This is a genomic window from Zobellella endophytica, from assembly GCF_003012775.1.
Classification (GTDB): domain Bacteria; phylum Pseudomonadota; class Gammaproteobacteria; order Enterobacterales; family Aeromonadaceae; genus Oceanimonas; species Oceanimonas endophytica.
In genome coordinates, this window is sequence record NZ_PXYG01000001.1 from 765,142 (window position 1) to 781,517 (window position 16,376).

Consider the following 16,376-nt stretch of genomic DNA (forward strand, 5'->3'; position numbering starts at 1 on the left):
TCAGTCCCTCAAGGAAGCATTAAACTCTACGGAAAGCGCGGACACGATACGGGCCACCGTGTCGGCAATTTCCTTCTCTTCCAAAGTCCGTTGGGTATCCTGCAACACCAAGCTGAGCGCCAGGCTCTTCTTGCCGTCGGCAATACCTTGTCCTTGGTATACATCGAACAAGTTTATGCCAACCAATTGATCTCCGCCAACTTTCCTAACTAAATCAAGGATATCGCCGGCAGCGACCGACAGCTCGACCACCAGTGCCAGATCGCGGCGGTTGGCCGGGAAGCGGGATATATCGCCCGCGTCTGGTACCGCCCGCTCGGTCAGGGCGGTCAGTTCGACTTCGAACACATAGGCCTGGGACTTGAGCCCCAGCTTGCGCAGCAGGCTGGGGTGCACGGCGCCGAGCAGACCGACCGGCTTGCCGTGACGCGAGAGAGTCGCGGATTGACCCGGGTGCAGGGCCACGACATCGGTACGGGAAAACGAGAAACTCAGCTCGTCCGCGGTCAGGGCCAGCAGGCTTTCCACATCGCCCTTGAGATCGAAGAAGTCCACGCCTCTGTCGGCCATGTCCCAGTGCTCGTCCACCACCGGGCCGAGCAGCAGGCCGGCCAGTACCGGCGTCTGGCGCACACCGTTCTCGGCGGCTTCATCGGGGATGAAGGTCAGCCCCTGCTCGAACAGGCGCAACCGCGACTGCTGGCGATTCTGGTTGTAAACGGCCGCCTGGATCAGGCCCGGCCACAGCGACACCCGCATGGCGGACATGTCGGCGGCGATGGGGTTGGGCAACACCAGCGGCTCGGCCTGGGGGAACAGCAAGCGCTGTTGCTCCGGGTCCACGAAGCTGTAGGTGATGGCCTCCTGATAGCCGAGATCCACCAAGGCGTCCTTCAGCCGGTTCAGCGGTAGCCTGCCCTCGCGGTGCGAGGACATGGTCAGGCCGGCCACTGGCGCCAGATCGGGAATCCGGTTGTAGCCGTAGATACGGGCCACCTCTTCCACCAGATCTTCCTCGATGCCGATGTCGAAGCGATAGCTCGGCACCACTACCTGCCAGCCTTCGCTGGTCGGGGTGACGTCCAGCCCCAGGCGGATCAGCATGTCGGTCACTTGGGCGGCGGGAATATCGATACCGATCAAGCGGTTGAGTTTTTCGTGGCGCAGGGTGACGGTGGCCGCCCCGGGCAGGTCCACCTCGGATACCGCCTCCACCACCGGGCCGGCTTCACCGCCGCAGATCTCCAGCAACAGGGCGGTGGCCCGCTCCATCACCTTGCGTTGCAGCCGGTAGTCCACGCCCCGCTCGAAGCGGTGGGAGGAGTCGGTATGCAGGCCGTAGCTGCGGGCCCGGCCGGTGATCGCCAGCGGGCTGAAGAAGGCGCATTCCAGCAGCACGTCGCGGGTATGCTCGTTCACCCCGGTGGCCTCGCCACCGAAGATGCCGGCCATGGCCACGGCCTTGGCGTTGTCGGCGATCACCAACGTATCGCCGTTCAGGCTGACTTCGTTGCCGTCGAGCAGGGTCAGCTTCTCGCCCTGATCCGCCTGGCGAACCACGATGCCGCCGTCGAGACGGGCCAGATCGAAGGCATGCATCGGCTGGCCCCATTCCAGCAACACGAAGTTGGTGATGTCTACCACCGGATCGATGCTGCGGATACCGCTGCGGCGCAGCTTTTCCTGCATCCAGGCCGGGGTCTCGGCGCCGACGTCGATGTTCTTCACCACCCGGCCCAGGTAACGCGGGCAAGCGGCGGTCGCCTCCAGCCGGATCTCGACCCGGTCATCGATGCTGGCGGGTACCGCCGGGATCTCGGGCCAGTTCACGTCCTGCCGGTTGAGCACGCCCACTTCCCGGGCCAGCCCCGCCATGCTCAGGCAGTCGGCGCGGTTGGGGGTCAAATCCACCTCGATGGTGACGTCATCAAGTTTGAGGTAGTCGCGCACCTCGGTGCCGATGGGGGCATCGGCGGGCAGCTCGATAATGCCATCCGAGTCCACATCGATACCCAGCTCGCCGTAGGAGCAGAGCATGCCGTGGGAAGGTTGGCCACGCAGCTTGGCTTTCTTGATGGTGAAATCGCCGGGCAACACGGCACCGACTACCGCCACCGCCACCTTCAGGCCCAGGCGGCAGTTGGGCGCGCCACAGACGATGTCGAGCAGCTCGTCACCGCCCACATTGACCTTGGTCACCCTCAGCTTGTCCGCATCCGGGTGCTGGCCGCACTCGACCACTTCGCCCACCAGCACCTGGTCGAAGGTGCCCGCCACCGGCTCGATGCCGTCGACCTCCAGGCCGGCCATGGTGATCTGCTCGGCAAGAGCCTCGGCGTCCAGGCCGGTATCGACCCACTCATCCAGCCATGATTTTGAAAATTTCATTATTGCTCCTGCCGCTTACCGGAATTGCTTGAGAAAACGCAGATCATTTTCGAAGAAGGCGCGCAAATCGTTGACGCCGTAACGCAGCATGGTCAGACGCTCGACCCCCATGCCGAAGGCGAAGCCGCTGTAACGCTCGGGATCAATGCCCACGGAGCGCAACACGTTGGGGTGCACCATGCCGCAGCCCAGTACTTCCAGCCATTTGCCGTTTTTGCCCATCACGTCCACTTCGGCGCTGGGCTCGGTAAAGGGGAAATAGGAGGGACGGAAGCGGATTTGCAAATCTTCCTCGAAGAAATTGTTGAGGAAATCGTGCAGCACGCCCTTCAGTTGGGTGAAGCTGACATTCTCGTCGACCAGCAGTCCTTCCACCTGGTGGAACATGGGGGTGTGGGTCTGATCGTAGTCGTTGCGGTAGACCCGACCCGGGGCGATAACGCGCAGCGGTGGCTGCTGCTGCTCCATCGTACGGATCTGCACGCCCGAGGTGTGGGTGCGCAGCATCAGTTCCGGATTGAAGTAGAAAGTATCGTGATCAGTGCGGGCCGGATGGTGCGCCGGAATGTTCAAGGCATCGAAGTTGTGGAAATCGTCCTCGATTTCGGGGCCTTCCGCCACCTGGAAGCCGAGCTCACCAAAGAAGGATTCGATGCGCTTGATGGTGCGGCTCACCGGATGCAGGCCACCGGCCGACTGACGGCGTCCGGGCAGGGTGATGTCCAGGGTCTCTGACGCCAGCTTCTGGTTCAGCTCTGCCAGTTGCAAGGCCTCGCGCTTGCTGTTGAGGGCATCGCTCACCGCCTGCTTGGCGTGATTGATGGCCTGGCCCGCGGCCGGGCGCTCTTCGGCGGACAACTTGCCCAGCGCCTTGGATTGCTCGGTAAAAATCCCCTTTTTGCCCAGATAGTGAACCCGGATTTCATCCAGTTCGACGGCGTTGGCGGCAGCCTGGATCTCCGCCTGTGCTTTGACGATCACGTCTTCCAGCTGATCCATGTATTCCTCGTTACTTGCCCGCGATAAACCGGACACTGAATAATTTGAAAGGCCTTGATAATAAAGGAAATGCCCCTTCCCTGCTACCATTGAGCCGGTCCGGGGCCAACAAAAAAGGAGGCCGGAGCCTCCTTCTTTATTTATTCGTCCGAGCGACTTAAACCAGGGCTTCTTTGGCTTTGGCAACCAAAGCGGCGAAGGTGGTCTTGTCGTGTACGGCGATGTCAGCCAGGATCTTGCGATCGATTTCAACGGAGGCTTTTTTCAGGCCATCGATGAAGCGGCTGTAGGACAGACCGTTCTGACGAGCCGCCGCGTTGATACGGGCGATCCACAGTTGACGGAACTGACGTTTTTTCTGACGGCGGTCACGGTAAGCATATTGACCGGCTTTGGTTACTGCCTGGACCGCGACGCGATAGACGCGTGAACGGGCACCGTAATAACCTTTGGCCTGCTTCAGTACTTTCTTGTGACGAGCGCGGGCAGTAACACCACGTTTAACTCTTGGCATTGTTCACTCTCCTCTTAAGCAGTCGGCAGCATGGATTTGATCTGGGCGACGTCAGACGCGGCCACCAGACACTTACCGCGCAGATGGCGCTTGCGCTTGGTGCTTTTCTTGGTGAGGATGTGACGCAGGTGGGACTGCTTGCGCTTGAAGCCACCGGAGCCGGTTTTCTTGAAGCGCTTGGCAGCGCCTTTGTTCGATTTCATTTTCGGCATAAAAACTCCGCATTGTTAATGACAACAAACAGCAAGGCGAGCCGGGCAACTCGGTTGCCCGACTACTTGCAAGGGCCTTACTGTTTTTTCTTCGGGGCAAGCACCATGACGGCCTGACGACCTTCCAGCTTGGGGAAGGCCTCGACCACGGCCAATTCGTCCAGATCCGCCTTGATACGGTTGAGCAAATCGAAACCGAGTTCCTGGTGCGCCATTTCACGACCGCGGAACCGCAGCGTGACCTTGGCTTTGTTACCCTCTTCCAAAAAGCGAACCAGGTTGCGTAGTTTTACCTGATAGTCGCCTTCATCGGTACCGGGCCGGAATTTGATTTCCTTGACCTGGATTTGTTTCTGCTTTTTCTTTTGTTCCTTGGTAGCCTTGCTCTTCTCGTAGAGGAACTTGCCGTAATCCATGATACGGCAAACGGGCGGCTCGGCATTGGGACTGATTTCCACCAGGTCTACACCTGCGCCGGCGGCGGCTTCGAGTGCCTCATTGATGGACACAATGCCTAATGCTTCGCCTTCCAGGCCGACCAGACGGACTTCTTTCAGTCGGATTTCTTCATTCAGTCGATTGCGGGGAGCCGGTTTGCCCCCTTTTTTAGCGCCTTTTATAACCTATCCTCCACTGTTTTCTTACCGCGAGTAAGGATCTCCTGCTGTATCAGCCGGGTCAGCTCTTCTACGTCGAAGGTGCCGAGATCCTGTCCTTTCCGGGTACGAACCGCTACTTGGCCGGCTTCGACTTCTTTATCGCCGCAAACCAGCATGAAAGGTACCCGCTTCAGAGTATGCTCGCGGATTTTAAAGCCAATCTTCTCATTTCTCAAGTCCGCTTTGGCCCGAATGCCAACATTATTCAAACTGTTAGCCAATTTCAGGGCGTAGTCGGCCTGATTGTCGGTAATGTTGAGCACCACCACCTGGGTGGGAGCCAGCCAGGCGGGGAACAGGCCGGCATATTCCTCGATAAGGATGCCGATAAACCGCTCGATGGAGCCCAGGATGGCGCGGTGGATCATCACCGGCACATGGCGCTCGTTGTCTTCGCCCACATAGCTGGCACCCAGGCGACCGGGCAGCGCGAAGTCGAGCTGGACGGTACCGCATTGCCAAGCCCGGTTCAGGCAGTCATGCAGGGTGAACTCGATCTTGGGACCGTAGAAAGCCCCTTCACCCGGCTGTAGTTCGAAGGCGATGTCATTGGCCTTGAGCGCCTCTTCCAGGGCCAGCTCCGCCTTGTCCCAGATCTCGTCGCTGCCGATGCGTTTTTCCGGCCGGGTCGACAGCTTGACCGCGATGTTGGTAAAGCCGAAGGTACCATAAGTGTCGTACACCATGCGGATACAGGCGGAGACTTCTTGCTGGATTTGCTCTTCGGTACAGAAGATATGGGCATCATCCTGGGTAAAGCCGCGCACCCGCATCAGGCCGTGCAGGGCACCACTCGGCTCGTTGCGGTGGCAACAGCCGAATTCCGCCATGCGCAACGGCAGATCCCGGTAGGACTTGAGGCCCTGGTTGAAGATTTGCACGTGCCCCGGGCAGTTCATCGGCTTGATGGCATATTCCCGGTTTTCGGAGCTGGTGGTGAACATGTTTTCGGCATATTTGTCCCAGTGCCCCGATTTTTCCCACAGCACCCTGTCCATCATAAAGGGGCCCTTGACCTCTTCGTACTGGTATTCGCGCAGTTTGTCACGCACGAAGTGCTCCAGTTCGCGGAAGATGGTCCAGCCATCGTGGTGCCAGAACACCATGCCCGGCGCTTCTTCCTGCATATGATAGAGGTCGAGCTGTTTGCCGATTTTGCGGTGATCACGCTTGGCGGCCTCTTCCAGCTGGGTCAGGTAACCCTTGAGCGCCTTCTTGTCAGCCCAGGCAGTACCGTAGATGCGCTGCAGCATCTTGTTCCTGGAATCGCCGCGCCAGTAGGCACCGGACACTTTCTGCAGCTTGAAGTGCTGGCAGAAACGCATGTTGGGCACGTGCGGCCCCCGGCACATGTCGATGTACTCTTCGTGATGATAGAGGCCGGGCTTGTCGTGCTGACTGACATTCTGATCCAGGATTTCGATCTTGTAGGGCTCGTGCCGCCGGGCGAAGGTGTCCCGCGCGTCCTGCCAGCTGACCTTCTTCTTGATCACCGGATACTCGGTCTTGGCCAGCTCCAGCATACGCGCTTCCAGCCTGGCGATGTCTTCTTCGGTCAGGGTGTGGTCGAGATCCACATCGTAATAGAAGCCGTTGTCGATCACCGGGCCGATGGCCATCTTGGTCTGGGGCCACAGTTGCTTGATGGCGTGACCCAGCAGGTGGGCACAGGAATGGCGGATGATCTCCAGCCCCTCCTGATCCTTGGCGGTGATGATGGCCAGCTCGGCATCCTGATTGATCGGCTCGCAGGCGTCCACCAGCTCGCCATCGACGCGCCCGGCGATACAGGCCTTGGCCAGACCGGCACCGATATCCTGCGCCACGTCCAGTACGGAAACGGCCTGTTCAAAATGGCGTTGGCTGCCATCGGGAAGAGTAATTGTCGGCATGAAGTGTCCTTAACAGTGGTGCACCCTACCAAAGTGCACATGTAGTGTATGAAAATGAAAAATTCACGACGGCTTCAACCATCTGGCTTTACCTTGCCAGTCTGGCACGCCTTACGGTGCTACCCGGCGGCACAGGTTGAAGGCGCCAGACTCTAGCAGAAATCGCGCTTTCCCGCCATGGCCGCGGGCCGATTATGACCCCTGGCCTTCGGCCCGGTGTTTCAGCTGGATAAAGCGACTGTGGGGAATGTAGAGCAGGTCGGCGGTCTGGCGAATCACCGCCTCTTCCAACGGGTCCAGTTGGTCGTCGGTAAAGGCGATCAGCCACAGCGCATGGAGGATGTTTTCGCGCTGTCCCATCGGCAGGGCCTTCAGGCGGGAGGTAAACTCATAGAGCGAAACCGACTCCTGCTGCTGGGCCCTCCCCTGTTCCAGCCAGTCGTGTACCACGTCCTGGGACTGACCAAACAGCCGGGCCAGCAGTTGCTCCATACGCTGCTGTTCTGCTCGGCTTGCCGCGCCATCCGCCAGCATGACTTCGGTAAGCAGGGCCGCCACGGCAATTTCTTCAGACAGCTCGATGGTTTCCGGTGGTTTGGCTCCATCAAGCCATTTTTTCAGTCGATCGATCATACCCGCTCCAATTTTGCTCGTTGGGCAACTTTGTCCGCGTAGACATGGCCTATACTGTTGACAAACCAAGCGTCAGCGGAGGCGTTATGTGGCAGATTATCGCCAGTCAGATCTCGGAAGCAACCGGTACCGATTTCAGTATCTTCGACAAAAAGCCGCTGGCCGGCGGCGATATCAACCAGGCATTCCGAATTACCGATGGCTATAAGAGCTACTTTGTTAAGTTAAATGACCGTGCCAAGCTGGATATGTTCCGCTGTGAATGGAACAGCCTGGAACACCTCTACCGTACCCAGACCCTGCAGATCCCCCAGCCGATCTGTTGCGGCACCACCCCCACCATCAGCTTCCTGGTACTGGAATACCTTGAGTTCGGCCCGGCGGATGAGCAGGACTGGCATATGCTCGGCCGCCAGCTGGCCCATCTGCACCTGAGCCACAACCAGCCGGTGTACGGCTGGGATGAGGATAATTTTCTCGGGACCTGCGTGCAACCCAATGCCTGGCACAAGAAGTGGTCGACCTTCTTCGCCGAACAACGCATCGGTTGGCAGCTGAAACTGCTGGAGGAGAAGGGCATCCGCTTCGGCGATATCGAGGAGATCATCGGCGCCATCAAGATGCGCCTGGCCAATCACCATCCGAGGGCAGCCTTGCTGCACGGGGACCTCTGGCGCGGCAACCTCGCCTTCTGTGACCATGCCGGCGTGCTGTTCGATCCCGCCAGCTATTTTGGCGATCGGGAGACGGATATCGCCATGAGCGAGTTGTTTGGCCAGTTTCCACAAGTATTCTATCGGGGCTACGAAGCGGTCTGGCCACTAGAAGAAGGCTATACCGAGCGGCGGGAAATCTATAATCTGTATCACTTGCTGAATCATGTTAATCACTTCGGTGAACCTTATGTTGAGCAGGCCAAGGACTGCCTGTACCACGTTATCGCCCATTAGGAGACATTATGCCCTCACCCGTGGTGTTTATTACCGGCGCGGCCAAGCGCATCGGCGCAGAACTCAGCCGCTTTCTTCATCGCAAAGGCTATCGCCTAATACTGCATTACCACCAGAGTGAACAGGCCGCCACGGTGCTGGCCAACGAGCTGAACGCCGAGCGGCCCGACAGCGTGCGCCTGCTTTGCCAGGATTTGACCCGGCTCGATGAACTGCCGGAGCTGGCTGATAAGGTGCTGTGCTGTTTCGGTCGTCTCGACGGCCTGATCAACAATGCTTCCAGCTTTTACGCCACACCGTTTGGCGAAGGCACCCCGGCCCAGTGGCAGGACCTGATGGCCGCCAACGCCGCCGCGCCCTACTTCCTGATCCAGTCACTGGCTCCGGCACTGAAGGCCAACAAGGGGGCCATCGTCAACTTGGTGGATATTCATGCGGAAAAAGGACTGCGCCATCACCTGATCTACAGCATGGCCAAGAATGCCCTCGCTACCCTGACCAGGGGGCTGGCGGAAGAGCTGGCACCGGAAGTCCGTATCAACGGCGTTGCCCCGGGTGCCATACTATGGCCGGCCCATGCACTGAGTGGAGAGCAGAAACAGGCGGTATTGGACTCCATTCCCATGGGACGACTGGGGCAGCCTCGGGAAATAGCCGAAACCGCCGCCTTCCTGCTCGACGGCCCCGGCTACCTGACCGGCCAGATCATCGCCCTCGATGGCGGGCGCTCGAGCCGGGGATTATGCGAGGCCTGACGGCCTCCTCTTAGTAAGGATCTGCCGATGCGTGACTATTTTGAGCAAAATATCGTGTGCCCCCATTGCGGTCACCATACCCGTATCGTGGTAGATGCCTCGGAAGGGGAGCAGGACTACTATGAAGACTGCATGGCCTGCTGTAACTCTATCCATCTCACAGTGCGACGTAACGAACTAACCGATGCGGTTGAAGTTGGCGTCGATGCCGATGACGAGCAGTATTTTTAAAATCAACCATTGTATGTTGGCATAATATCAGCGATTCGCCATCACCCGTTCCACCGTATCAACGATGGCCTGGGTTTGCGGGTCGATTTCGATATTGACCCTCAATCCCGGCGCCATCTCTCCCAGGTTGGTGCGAGCCAGGGTTTCCGGGATCAGATGAACCGCAAAACGATCCGGGCGAACCTCACCGATGGTCAGGCTGATGCCGTCGATGCCAATATAGCCCTTGCTGAACACATACTTGGCAAGATTGGTCGGCAACGCGAACCACAGCGTGGTGTTGGTGCCCGTTTCCAGCCGCTCGAGCAAGGCGCTTTGTGCCATGATATGGCCGGACATGGCGTGGCCGCCGATTTCGTCGCCAAAACGGGCCGCCCGTTCGAGGTTGACCTTGTCTCCGGGCAGCAACAGTCCCAAGTTGGTCACCCGCAGGGTTTCCACCATCAGATCGAAGCTGACCCTGTCTCCCTCGATACGGGTCACGGTCAGGCAGCAGCCATTGTGGGCTACCGAGGCGCCCAACGCCAATCCCGGTAACAGCGCCGACGGCATGCGGATGATGTGGGTGCGAAAGTCGGTTTTATCGGTGATCTCGAGCAGAGTCCCCTGGCCTTGTACAATTCCGGTGAACATCATTCTTATCCATGTTAAAAAGTCAGTTTAAGATACTGGGGAAATGCCATGAAGCGGATTATATTCCCAACATCTGCCGCATATTCGTGTGCCCTCCACCCGTTACCGGACGCCAGCTCCGGGATGCCGGCAACATGACTCCATATCCCAAGCGAGAATAACATGGCCCTGAAGCCTTACTTTGCCGAAACATTTCATTTATTGAGGTTGTGCGGCCCCATACTGGTGGCTCAGATCGCCCAAACCACCATGAGTTTTGTCGATACCGTCATGGCCGGCCAGGTCAGCGCCACCGATATGGCCGCGGTGGCGGTGGCCACCAGTTTCTGGCTGCCCATTATCCTGCTGGTGCAGGGGGTGGTGATGGCACTGACGCCTATCATATCGCAACTCAACGGGGCTCGTCGCCATGGCGAGGTCGCCGGTGCCGTACACCAGGGTTTCTGGCTGACCCTGCTGGTGACCCTGCCGGCCATGCTCGCCCTCTATTATTCGCCTCTGGCCCTGCACTGGATGGGGGTGGAGCCGGTGCTGGCCGAGAAAACCACCGGTTATCTGCACGGCATCCTTTGGGGTATGCCGGCCTATGCCTTTTACCAGGTGCTGCGCAACTTCAGCGAGGGACTGTCCCATACCCTGCCTACCATGGTGATCGGCTTTATCGGCCTGGGGGTCAACGTGCCGGCCAACTATGCCCTGATCCACGGCAAGCTCGGGTTACCGGCGCTCGGCGGCGTGGGGTGTGGTTATGCTTCTGCCCTGGTGTTCTGGGCCATGCTGCTGGCCATGATCGTCTATACCCGGCGCTCTCCCCTGCTGCACCGGTTCCGCCTGTTCGCCCGGCTTGCCGCACCCGACTGGCGCCAGATCGGCCGCATTTTCCGCCTGGGTTTTCCCATCGCCATGGCCATCTTCTGCGAAGTCACCCTTTTCACCGTGGTGGCGCTGTTACTGGCGCCGCTGGGATCCGAGGTGGTGGCGGGGCACCAGATCGCCATCAACTTCTCCAGCATGATCTTCATGCTGCCCCTGAGCCTGGGCATGGCGCTGACCATCCGGGTCGGCCATCGGCTGGGGGAAGGGCAACCGAAGCAAGCGAAGGAGGCCAGCATCGCCGGCATCGCCTTCGGCTGTATCCTGGCGGTGTTCACCGCCCTGGCCACCCTGCTCGGACGGGAATGGATAGGCGCCATTTATACCGACAACGCCGCCGTGCTGGAGCTCGCCGCCAGCCTGCTGTTGCTGGCGGCGCTGTATCAGATTTCCGACTCGGCCCAGGTCATCGCCGCCGCCGCGCTGCGCGGGTACAAGGATACCCAGATCATCTTCTATATCACCGTGGTGGCCTACTGGCTGTGCGGCCTGCCGATCGGCATCCTCCTCGGGCTGACCGACTGGCTGGTCCCGGCCATGGGCCCTCACGGTTTTTGGATAGGTTTTCTGGTAGGCTTGTCCATAGCGGCATTGATGTTGATATGGCGGTTACGCATTATTTATGAACGGGTGGAAAATCGCAGTCGGGCTGATCTCCCTCTGGTTGACGGCCTGTAGTCCACAGAGCGAGTTGGAACATCAGTTCCAGACCTACCTGGCCCGGGTGGCCAATGTACTGGAGGTGGCGCCTCCTACCCTCAGCAGCGCGCCCCCCCTACCCCCGCTGCCACCACAACGGGAGCTGCAACGGCAACACGACCGGGTTACCGCCGGCCTGCTCGATACCCTGAAGCTGGGCGAGTGCCGTTTGCTGGGGCTGGTCGGTGAACACAACAGCCCGGTCGGTAAAAGCCAGAGCGCCGCAGCCCTGTTGCTTTATCACCTGCAATTTCAACAGGGCGTGCAGCAGTGCCTTGCCACCACCCAGGATCCGGCCCTGCTCGACTGGCTCGAACAGATCCGGCGCCAGAAGGCCCGCCAGCTCCCGGGCCATCACTGGAACATGATGATCGCCGAGCCGGAAATCCGCTCGGCCCTGATGCCCCGGGCCCGTCCCCTCGGGCTGGATCAGCAACCGGGATACCATGAAACCCTGGCTGCCTTCGAGCTGTTTTACCGGCTGCAGCGCCTGGCGCAGGGTCGTCCGGAAGCCTCGCCGCTGCAGCCCAGGGAGTTGAACCAGGCCCTGAGCGGGCTCTATAACAATGATTACCTCGGCCGGCTGTTTTATTCCCTGCACGCCGCCGGCCATTACCTCAGCCAGAGTATCGGCTTCCTGCAACGACTCGAGCAGTTCGACTGCCACCCCAGACACAGGAGCAGTGCCGAGCGCCTGCGCAATGCCATGCAGCACTACTATATCGAGGCGATCCAGTCCTACTTCAGCCAGCTCGATCGCCAGTTCATCCGGCTGGCTCCCCTGCTGCAGCACACCCTGACACCCGGTTTCATCCAGCACCCTCCCCTCGCCGATTACCAGGCCCATTTTGCCCAGGGACTCGACAGCCGGGTTTATGCCCGCTATCGCTCGCTCACCCTCGAGCACGCCCGTTTGTGGCAGCAATTCCTGGCCCGGTGCGATATTTCGCCGACTTGAACAATACTTCTCCAGGTGTTTGCCCGGCAAGAAAAAACGCTTGCCCCTGCCCAAGGCCTTGGCTAGTATACGCAGCGCCTGACAGCAGCATGCGTTCTTAGCTCAGTTGGTTAGAGCACCACCTTGACATGGTGGGGGTCGGTGGTTCGAATCCACTAGAACGCACCAGATTTTGCGTCCTTAGCTCAGTTGGTTAGAGCACTACCTTGACATGGTAGGGGTCGGTGGTTCGAGTCCACTAGGACGCACCAGTTAGCGGTGATGGCAACACCTCAACATGCCAGATTTTGCGTCCTTAGCTCAGTTGGTTAGAGCACTACCTTGACATGGTAGGGGTCGGTGGTTCGAGTCCACTAGGACGCACCAAATCAGAAAAAGCGTACCCTCTGTGGTGCGCTTTTTTTTTGTTGGTGTCCCTGTGCGGCCGTTCTTCCTCCTCCCAATGGCTCATGCCCCGGCAGCGGATACACCATCGTCATGTCGAGCCATATCAAACTGAACATTGATGCATCGTGATTTTTAAACCTTAACACTTTAGCCACACTGTCTTCGCCACCGGCACTCTCCGATCACCCGGAATGAGTGCCTTACGACTGACGGAGAGAATGATGAATCATCAGAATTTGGCCGCGCACTGGATGCCTTTCACCCCGAACAAGGGCTTCAAGGCCCAGCCCCGCATGCTGACCGGCGCCAAAGGCATGTACTGGACCACCGACGACCGACGCCAGGTCCTGGACATGACCGCCGGCCTGTGGTGCTGTAACGCCGGCCATGGTCATCCTCATATTGCCGAAGCGATAGCGAAGCAGGCCCGCACCCTGGATTATGCTCCCTGTTTCGGCTTCGGCCACCCCCTGTCGTTCGAGCTGTCGGAACGACTGGCGGCACTGGCCCCGGGCAACCTGAACAAGGTGTTCTATACCAACTCAGGCTCGGAGTCCGTCGAAACGGCCCTGAAGATGGCCCTGGCATACCATCACGCCCGTGGGCAGGCCGGCAGGCAGCTGTTTATCGGCCGGGAACGCGGCTACCACGGGGTCAACTTCGGGGGCATCGCCGTCGGGGGGATTACCAACAACTACAAGGCATTCGGGCAGTGGCTGCCCACCGATCACCTGTCCCATACCCAGGATCTCGCGCACAACGCCTTCTCCTGCGGCCTGCCGTTACACTGCGGGGTGGAAAAGGCCAACGAGCTGGAGCGGCTGATCAAACTGCACGATGCCAGCCGGATTGCGGCGGTGATCATCGAACCCATCAGCGGGGCCGGCGGCGTGTTGCCACCACCGGTCGGCTATCTCAAGCGCATCCGGGAAATCTGTGACCAACACGATATCCTGCTGATCTTCGACGAAGTCATCTGCGGCTTTGGCCGTACCGGCAATGTCTTCGCCAGCCAGACCTTCGAGGTGCTCCCGGACATCATGACCACCGCCAAGGGCCTGACCAATGGTACCGCGCCGATGGGCGCCGTGTTTGCCGGCGATCATGTTTACGATGCGGTGGTAAACGAGGGCGGCGCGGGTGTCGAATTTTTCCATGGCTACACCTACTCGGCCCATCCGCTGGCCTGCGCCGCCGCCATGGCCACCCTGGATGTGTATGAACAGGGGGGACTGTTCCGCCGGGGTGAGGCGGGGTGCGACATCGCCGCCTATTTCGAACAGGGTCTGCACAGCCTGAAAGGGCTGCCCGGGGTGATCGACATTCGCAACTACTCGCTGATTGCCGCCGTCGAGTTCGAGCCCATCGCCGGCAAGCCGGGGGCCACCGGCGCCCAGATCCAGGGCAGTGCCTGGGATCAAGGCATGATGTTGCGTTCGCTGGGGGACGCTATCGCCATGTCGCCTCCCCTTATCATCGAAAAACACCATGTTGACCAAACGGTTGGCATACTTGAAAAGAGCATCAGGCAGCTGTTTGGCTAAAAAAAGGGTTCATCGCACTTTACCGGGGAACGCCGCCTTGATTTTCAGGAAGAAGTACTCGGTATCCTTGAACCCATAGGCCATGCGCTTGATGACTTTGATACGATTGTTCACGCCTTCCAGTTGACTGGTATGCATCGGGAAGCGTGAACTGGCCAGGATGCCCCGAAGGTAACGTTTGAGGTTTCTGGCAAAGCGTTGTAACGGGGCCAGACCGCTTTCACGGGCGAGACGCTGCCAGGCTCGCCAGCGTTTCCATCCCTCCCGGATACTGGGGGCATATCAGATGTCCTTCAGCGCATCTTTCAGTACATAAACGGTTGCCAGCGGCTGATTGGCATCAAGCAGTTCCTGCAGCCTGACCGCCTGCTCCTCTTTCAGATTGGCTTTATTACGCAGCAGTAACCAACGGCTCTGTTTGACTACCTTTCTGGCTGGCTTGTCGTGTTTCAATGCATTAGCCTGGTCGACCCGGATACGGTCGATAACGTCGCGCCCGAAGCGGGCAACCACATGGAACAGGTCATACACCACCTCGGCCTGCGGGCAGTGTTGCTTCACTTCGAGGTCGAAGGCCGTATTCATGTCCATGGCCACCGCCTCTATCTTCTTGCAGTGCTCACCCAGCAAGCTCAAAGAAGGGCCGGATCGACAGGCGACGATTAGAGACTTTTAGCAGTACTGTCGACAGTGCAACGCGAACTCATCCATGACCAGACGGCGCACATCACCTGGCTCAAAGGCACCGAACTGCTGCTGGAGACGCTGCTTATCAATCGTTTTAATCGTATGCCAGTGTAAGCCGGTCAGTCGGCTGACATGACTGATGGGCATCAGTGCCAGCAGGGCTTCGACCCAGGCCTGGAGCCGGTGAGTCATGCGAGAAGAGGTTGGCAGCCAGTCAATGGCTTCCGTCACGCAGCCACATCGCAAGCAATCGGCCCGTCGAACAGGAAGGCGCAGCAAAATACGCTTGTCCAATAGGTCACGATCACGAACCTGACGTATCCGACGATCGTGTATCAGGGGGGCATCTTGATGGCAGCGGCCGCATCGGGGTAGCAGATTGGGCTTGGGTGTCAGCTCGATAGTGAGCGTATCAGGAGTGGACTCGAGGCAGGAGATAACGTCATAGCCTCGCCAAAAAGAGTAAAAATCAATAATATCCATGGTGACAGCAGAGTGGCGGTGCGGGTTTGTTTGGCGACGACCAATGTACCGTTTCTCTGTCTGTCAATCTTCACTTCCCCACGACTCCGCGAAGAACCAAAAAAAGGGGCTACTAAGTAGCCCCTTTTTTTGTATGTTGGCATAAAATATTCAGGCAACCAGAGCATCAAGCGATGTGCGTGCTTTCCTGATCCCCGACTGCTGCGCCTCTTCCCCCATGTTCAGGGCCTCGGCATAGACGAACTCTACCTCGGTGATGCCGATAAAACCCAGCACGGTACGCAGGTAAGGGGTGATCAAATCGGTCGGGCTGTCTTTGTGCATGCCCCCGCGGGTGGTCACCACCACCGCTTTCTTGCCTTTTACCAGGCCTTCCGGCCCTTGCTCGGTATAGCGGAAGGTGACCCCGGCACGACACACCAGATCGATCCAAACCTTGAGTTGCACCGGAATATGAAAATTGTACATGGGGGCGGCGATCACCAGGGTGTCCGCCGCCTGCAGCTCGGCGACCAGTTGGTTGGACAGCGCCAGCATCGCCTGCTGCTGCGCATCCAGGTTGTCACCGCCACGCAGTGCGGTGGCTCCGGCCCCATCCAGCATCGGCAACGGTTCGGCGGCCAGATCACGGATCTGTACCTGACCGGTATCGACCTGTTCAATCATGTAATCAATCAGTTTTGCTGATTGCGAGTATTCACCCAAAATACTGGATTTCAGTACGAGTGTTGTTGCCATCGGTTTACTCCCATTTCTCAAAATTTAGCGCAGCACTTACATGTTGATGTCACAAAAGGCCGCTACCTTCAGCCTGTGAACTCACTCTAAGCCAAGGCAAATACAAGAGAAATCGGAAATTAAAGCATAATTTAGTCAAAA

15 protein-coding genes, 3 tRNA genes and 1 pseudogene are annotated in these 16,376 nt (G+C 58.8%); 9 read left to right on the top strand and 10 right to left on the bottom strand.

Features of this window, described 5'->3' with window-relative positions:
- The 7 genes from pheT to C7H85_RS03490 all read right to left on the bottom strand — a co-directional run bounded on the left by pheT (position 1) and on the right by C7H85_RS03490 (position 7,297).
- Positions 1-2,388 carry a phenylalanine--tRNA ligase subunit beta gene (gene pheT / locus C7H85_RS03460; RefSeq protein WP_106728294.1) on the bottom strand — a complete coding sequence of 796 codons (2,388 nt, stop codon included), beginning with the start codon at positions 2,386-2,388 and terminating at the stop codon, positions 1-3.
- Positions 2,389-2,403: 15 nt separating this feature from the next.
- Positions 2,404-3,387, bottom strand: a complete 984-nt coding sequence (pheS, locus tag C7H85_RS03465; protein WP_106728295.1) for a phenylalanine--tRNA ligase subunit alpha — start codon at positions 3,385-3,387, stop codon at positions 2,404-2,406.
- 157 nt (positions 3,388-3,544) lie between these two features.
- On the bottom strand, positions 3,545-3,901 hold the full coding sequence (gene rplT / locus C7H85_RS03470; protein WP_106728296.1) for a 50S ribosomal protein L20: 357 nt from the start codon (positions 3,899-3,901) through the stop codon (positions 3,545-3,547).
- A 14-nt stretch (positions 3,902-3,915) separates the two neighbouring features.
- Positions 3,916-4,113 (bottom strand): 50S ribosomal protein L35, encoded by a 198-nt coding sequence (gene rpmI / locus C7H85_RS03475; protein WP_106728297.1) that lies wholly within the window; start codon positions 4,111-4,113, stop codon positions 3,916-3,918.
- A gap of 77 nt (positions 4,114-4,190) precedes the next feature.
- On the bottom strand, positions 4,191-4,733 hold the full coding sequence (infC, locus tag C7H85_RS03480) for a translation initiation factor IF-3 (RefSeq protein WP_106728298.1): 543 nt from the start codon (positions 4,731-4,733) through the stop codon (positions 4,191-4,193).
- Positions 4,730-6,664 (bottom strand): threonine--tRNA ligase, encoded by a 1,935-nt coding sequence (gene thrS, locus C7H85_RS03485; RefSeq protein ID WP_106728299.1) that lies wholly within the window; start codon positions 6,662-6,664, stop codon positions 4,730-4,732. Before thrS ends, infC begins: the two co-directional genes overlap by 4 nt.
- 192 nt (positions 6,665-6,856) lie before the next feature.
- Positions 6,857-7,297, bottom strand: coding sequence for a tellurite resistance TerB family protein (locus tag C7H85_RS03490; protein ID WP_106728300.1), 441 nt, complete (start codon positions 7,295-7,297; stop codon positions 6,857-6,859).
- Positions 7,298-7,383: 86 nt separating this feature from the next.
- Between C7H85_RS03490 and C7H85_RS03495 the strand changes: the two genes are divergently transcribed.
- The 3 genes from C7H85_RS03495 to C7H85_RS03505 are packed head-to-tail and all read left to right on the top strand — an operon-like array spanning position 7,384 to position 9,233.
- On the top strand, positions 7,384-8,247 hold the full coding sequence (locus C7H85_RS03495; protein ID WP_106728301.1) for a fructosamine kinase family protein: 864 nt from the start codon (positions 7,384-7,386) through the stop codon (positions 8,245-8,247).
- 8 nt (positions 8,248-8,255) lie between these two features.
- Complete coding sequence (locus C7H85_RS03500; RefSeq protein WP_106728302.1) at positions 8,256-9,002, top strand: pteridine reductase; 747 nt, start codon at positions 8,256-8,258, stop codon at positions 9,000-9,002.
- 27 nt (positions 9,003-9,029) lie between these two features.
- Entirely contained in the window at positions 9,030-9,233 is a 204-nt protein-coding gene (locus C7H85_RS03505) for a CPXCG motif-containing cysteine-rich protein (protein ID WP_106728303.1), read from the top strand.
- A 27-nt stretch (positions 9,234-9,260) separates the two neighbouring features.
- Here C7H85_RS03505 and C7H85_RS03510 read toward each other — a convergent pair whose 3' ends face one another.
- Entirely contained in the window at positions 9,261-9,866 is a 606-nt protein-coding gene (locus C7H85_RS03510; protein WP_106728304.1) for a riboflavin synthase subunit alpha, read from the bottom strand.
- A gap of 162 nt (positions 9,867-10,028) precedes the next feature.
- Between C7H85_RS03510 and C7H85_RS03515 the strand changes: the two genes are divergently transcribed.
- The 6 genes from C7H85_RS03515 (at position 10,029) to aptA (ending at position 14,327) form a co-directional block, all read left to right on the top strand.
- The gene (locus tag C7H85_RS03515) at positions 10,029-11,417 is read left to right on the top strand and encodes an MATE family efflux transporter (RefSeq protein WP_106728305.1); all 1,389 of its coding nucleotides are present in this window, start codon (positions 10,029-10,031) and stop codon (positions 11,415-11,417) included.
- Between the two features lie 13 nt (positions 11,418-11,430).
- Complete coding sequence (locus C7H85_RS03520) at positions 11,431-12,396, top strand: DUF3080 family protein (protein WP_245879551.1); 966 nt, start codon at positions 11,431-11,433, stop codon at positions 12,394-12,396.
- Between the two features lie 91 nt (positions 12,397-12,487).
- Positions 12,488-12,564: transfer RNA gene (locus tag C7H85_RS03525), tRNA-Val, on the top strand.
- A 6-nt stretch (positions 12,565-12,570) separates the two neighbouring features.
- Positions 12,571-12,647 (top strand) — tRNA-Val (locus C7H85_RS03530).
- Positions 12,648-12,685: 38 nt separating this feature from the next.
- Positions 12,686-12,762: transfer RNA gene (locus tag C7H85_RS03535), tRNA-Val, on the top strand.
- Positions 12,763-13,004: 242 nt separating this feature from the next.
- Positions 13,005-14,327 carry an omega-aminotransferase AptA gene (gene aptA, locus C7H85_RS03540; RefSeq protein WP_106728307.1) on the top strand — a complete coding sequence of 441 codons (1,323 nt, stop codon included), beginning with the start codon at positions 13,005-13,007 and terminating at the stop codon, positions 14,325-14,327.
- 9 nt (positions 14,328-14,336) lie between these two features.
- On the opposite strand, the pseudogene C7H85_RS03545 reads toward aptA, so the two are convergent.
- Both C7H85_RS03545 and C7H85_RS03550 read right to left on the bottom strand, forming a co-directional pair.
- Positions 14,337-15,497 (bottom strand): annotated as a pseudogene (locus C7H85_RS03545) (ISL3 family transposase).
- Between the two features lie 150 nt (positions 15,498-15,647).
- Positions 15,648-16,235: an FMN-dependent NADH-azoreductase gene (locus tag C7H85_RS03550; RefSeq protein ID WP_106728308.1), complete on the bottom strand. Its 588-nt coding sequence runs from the start codon at positions 16,233-16,235 to the stop codon at positions 15,648-15,650.
- Between the last annotated feature and the right edge of the window lie 141 nt (positions 16,236-16,376).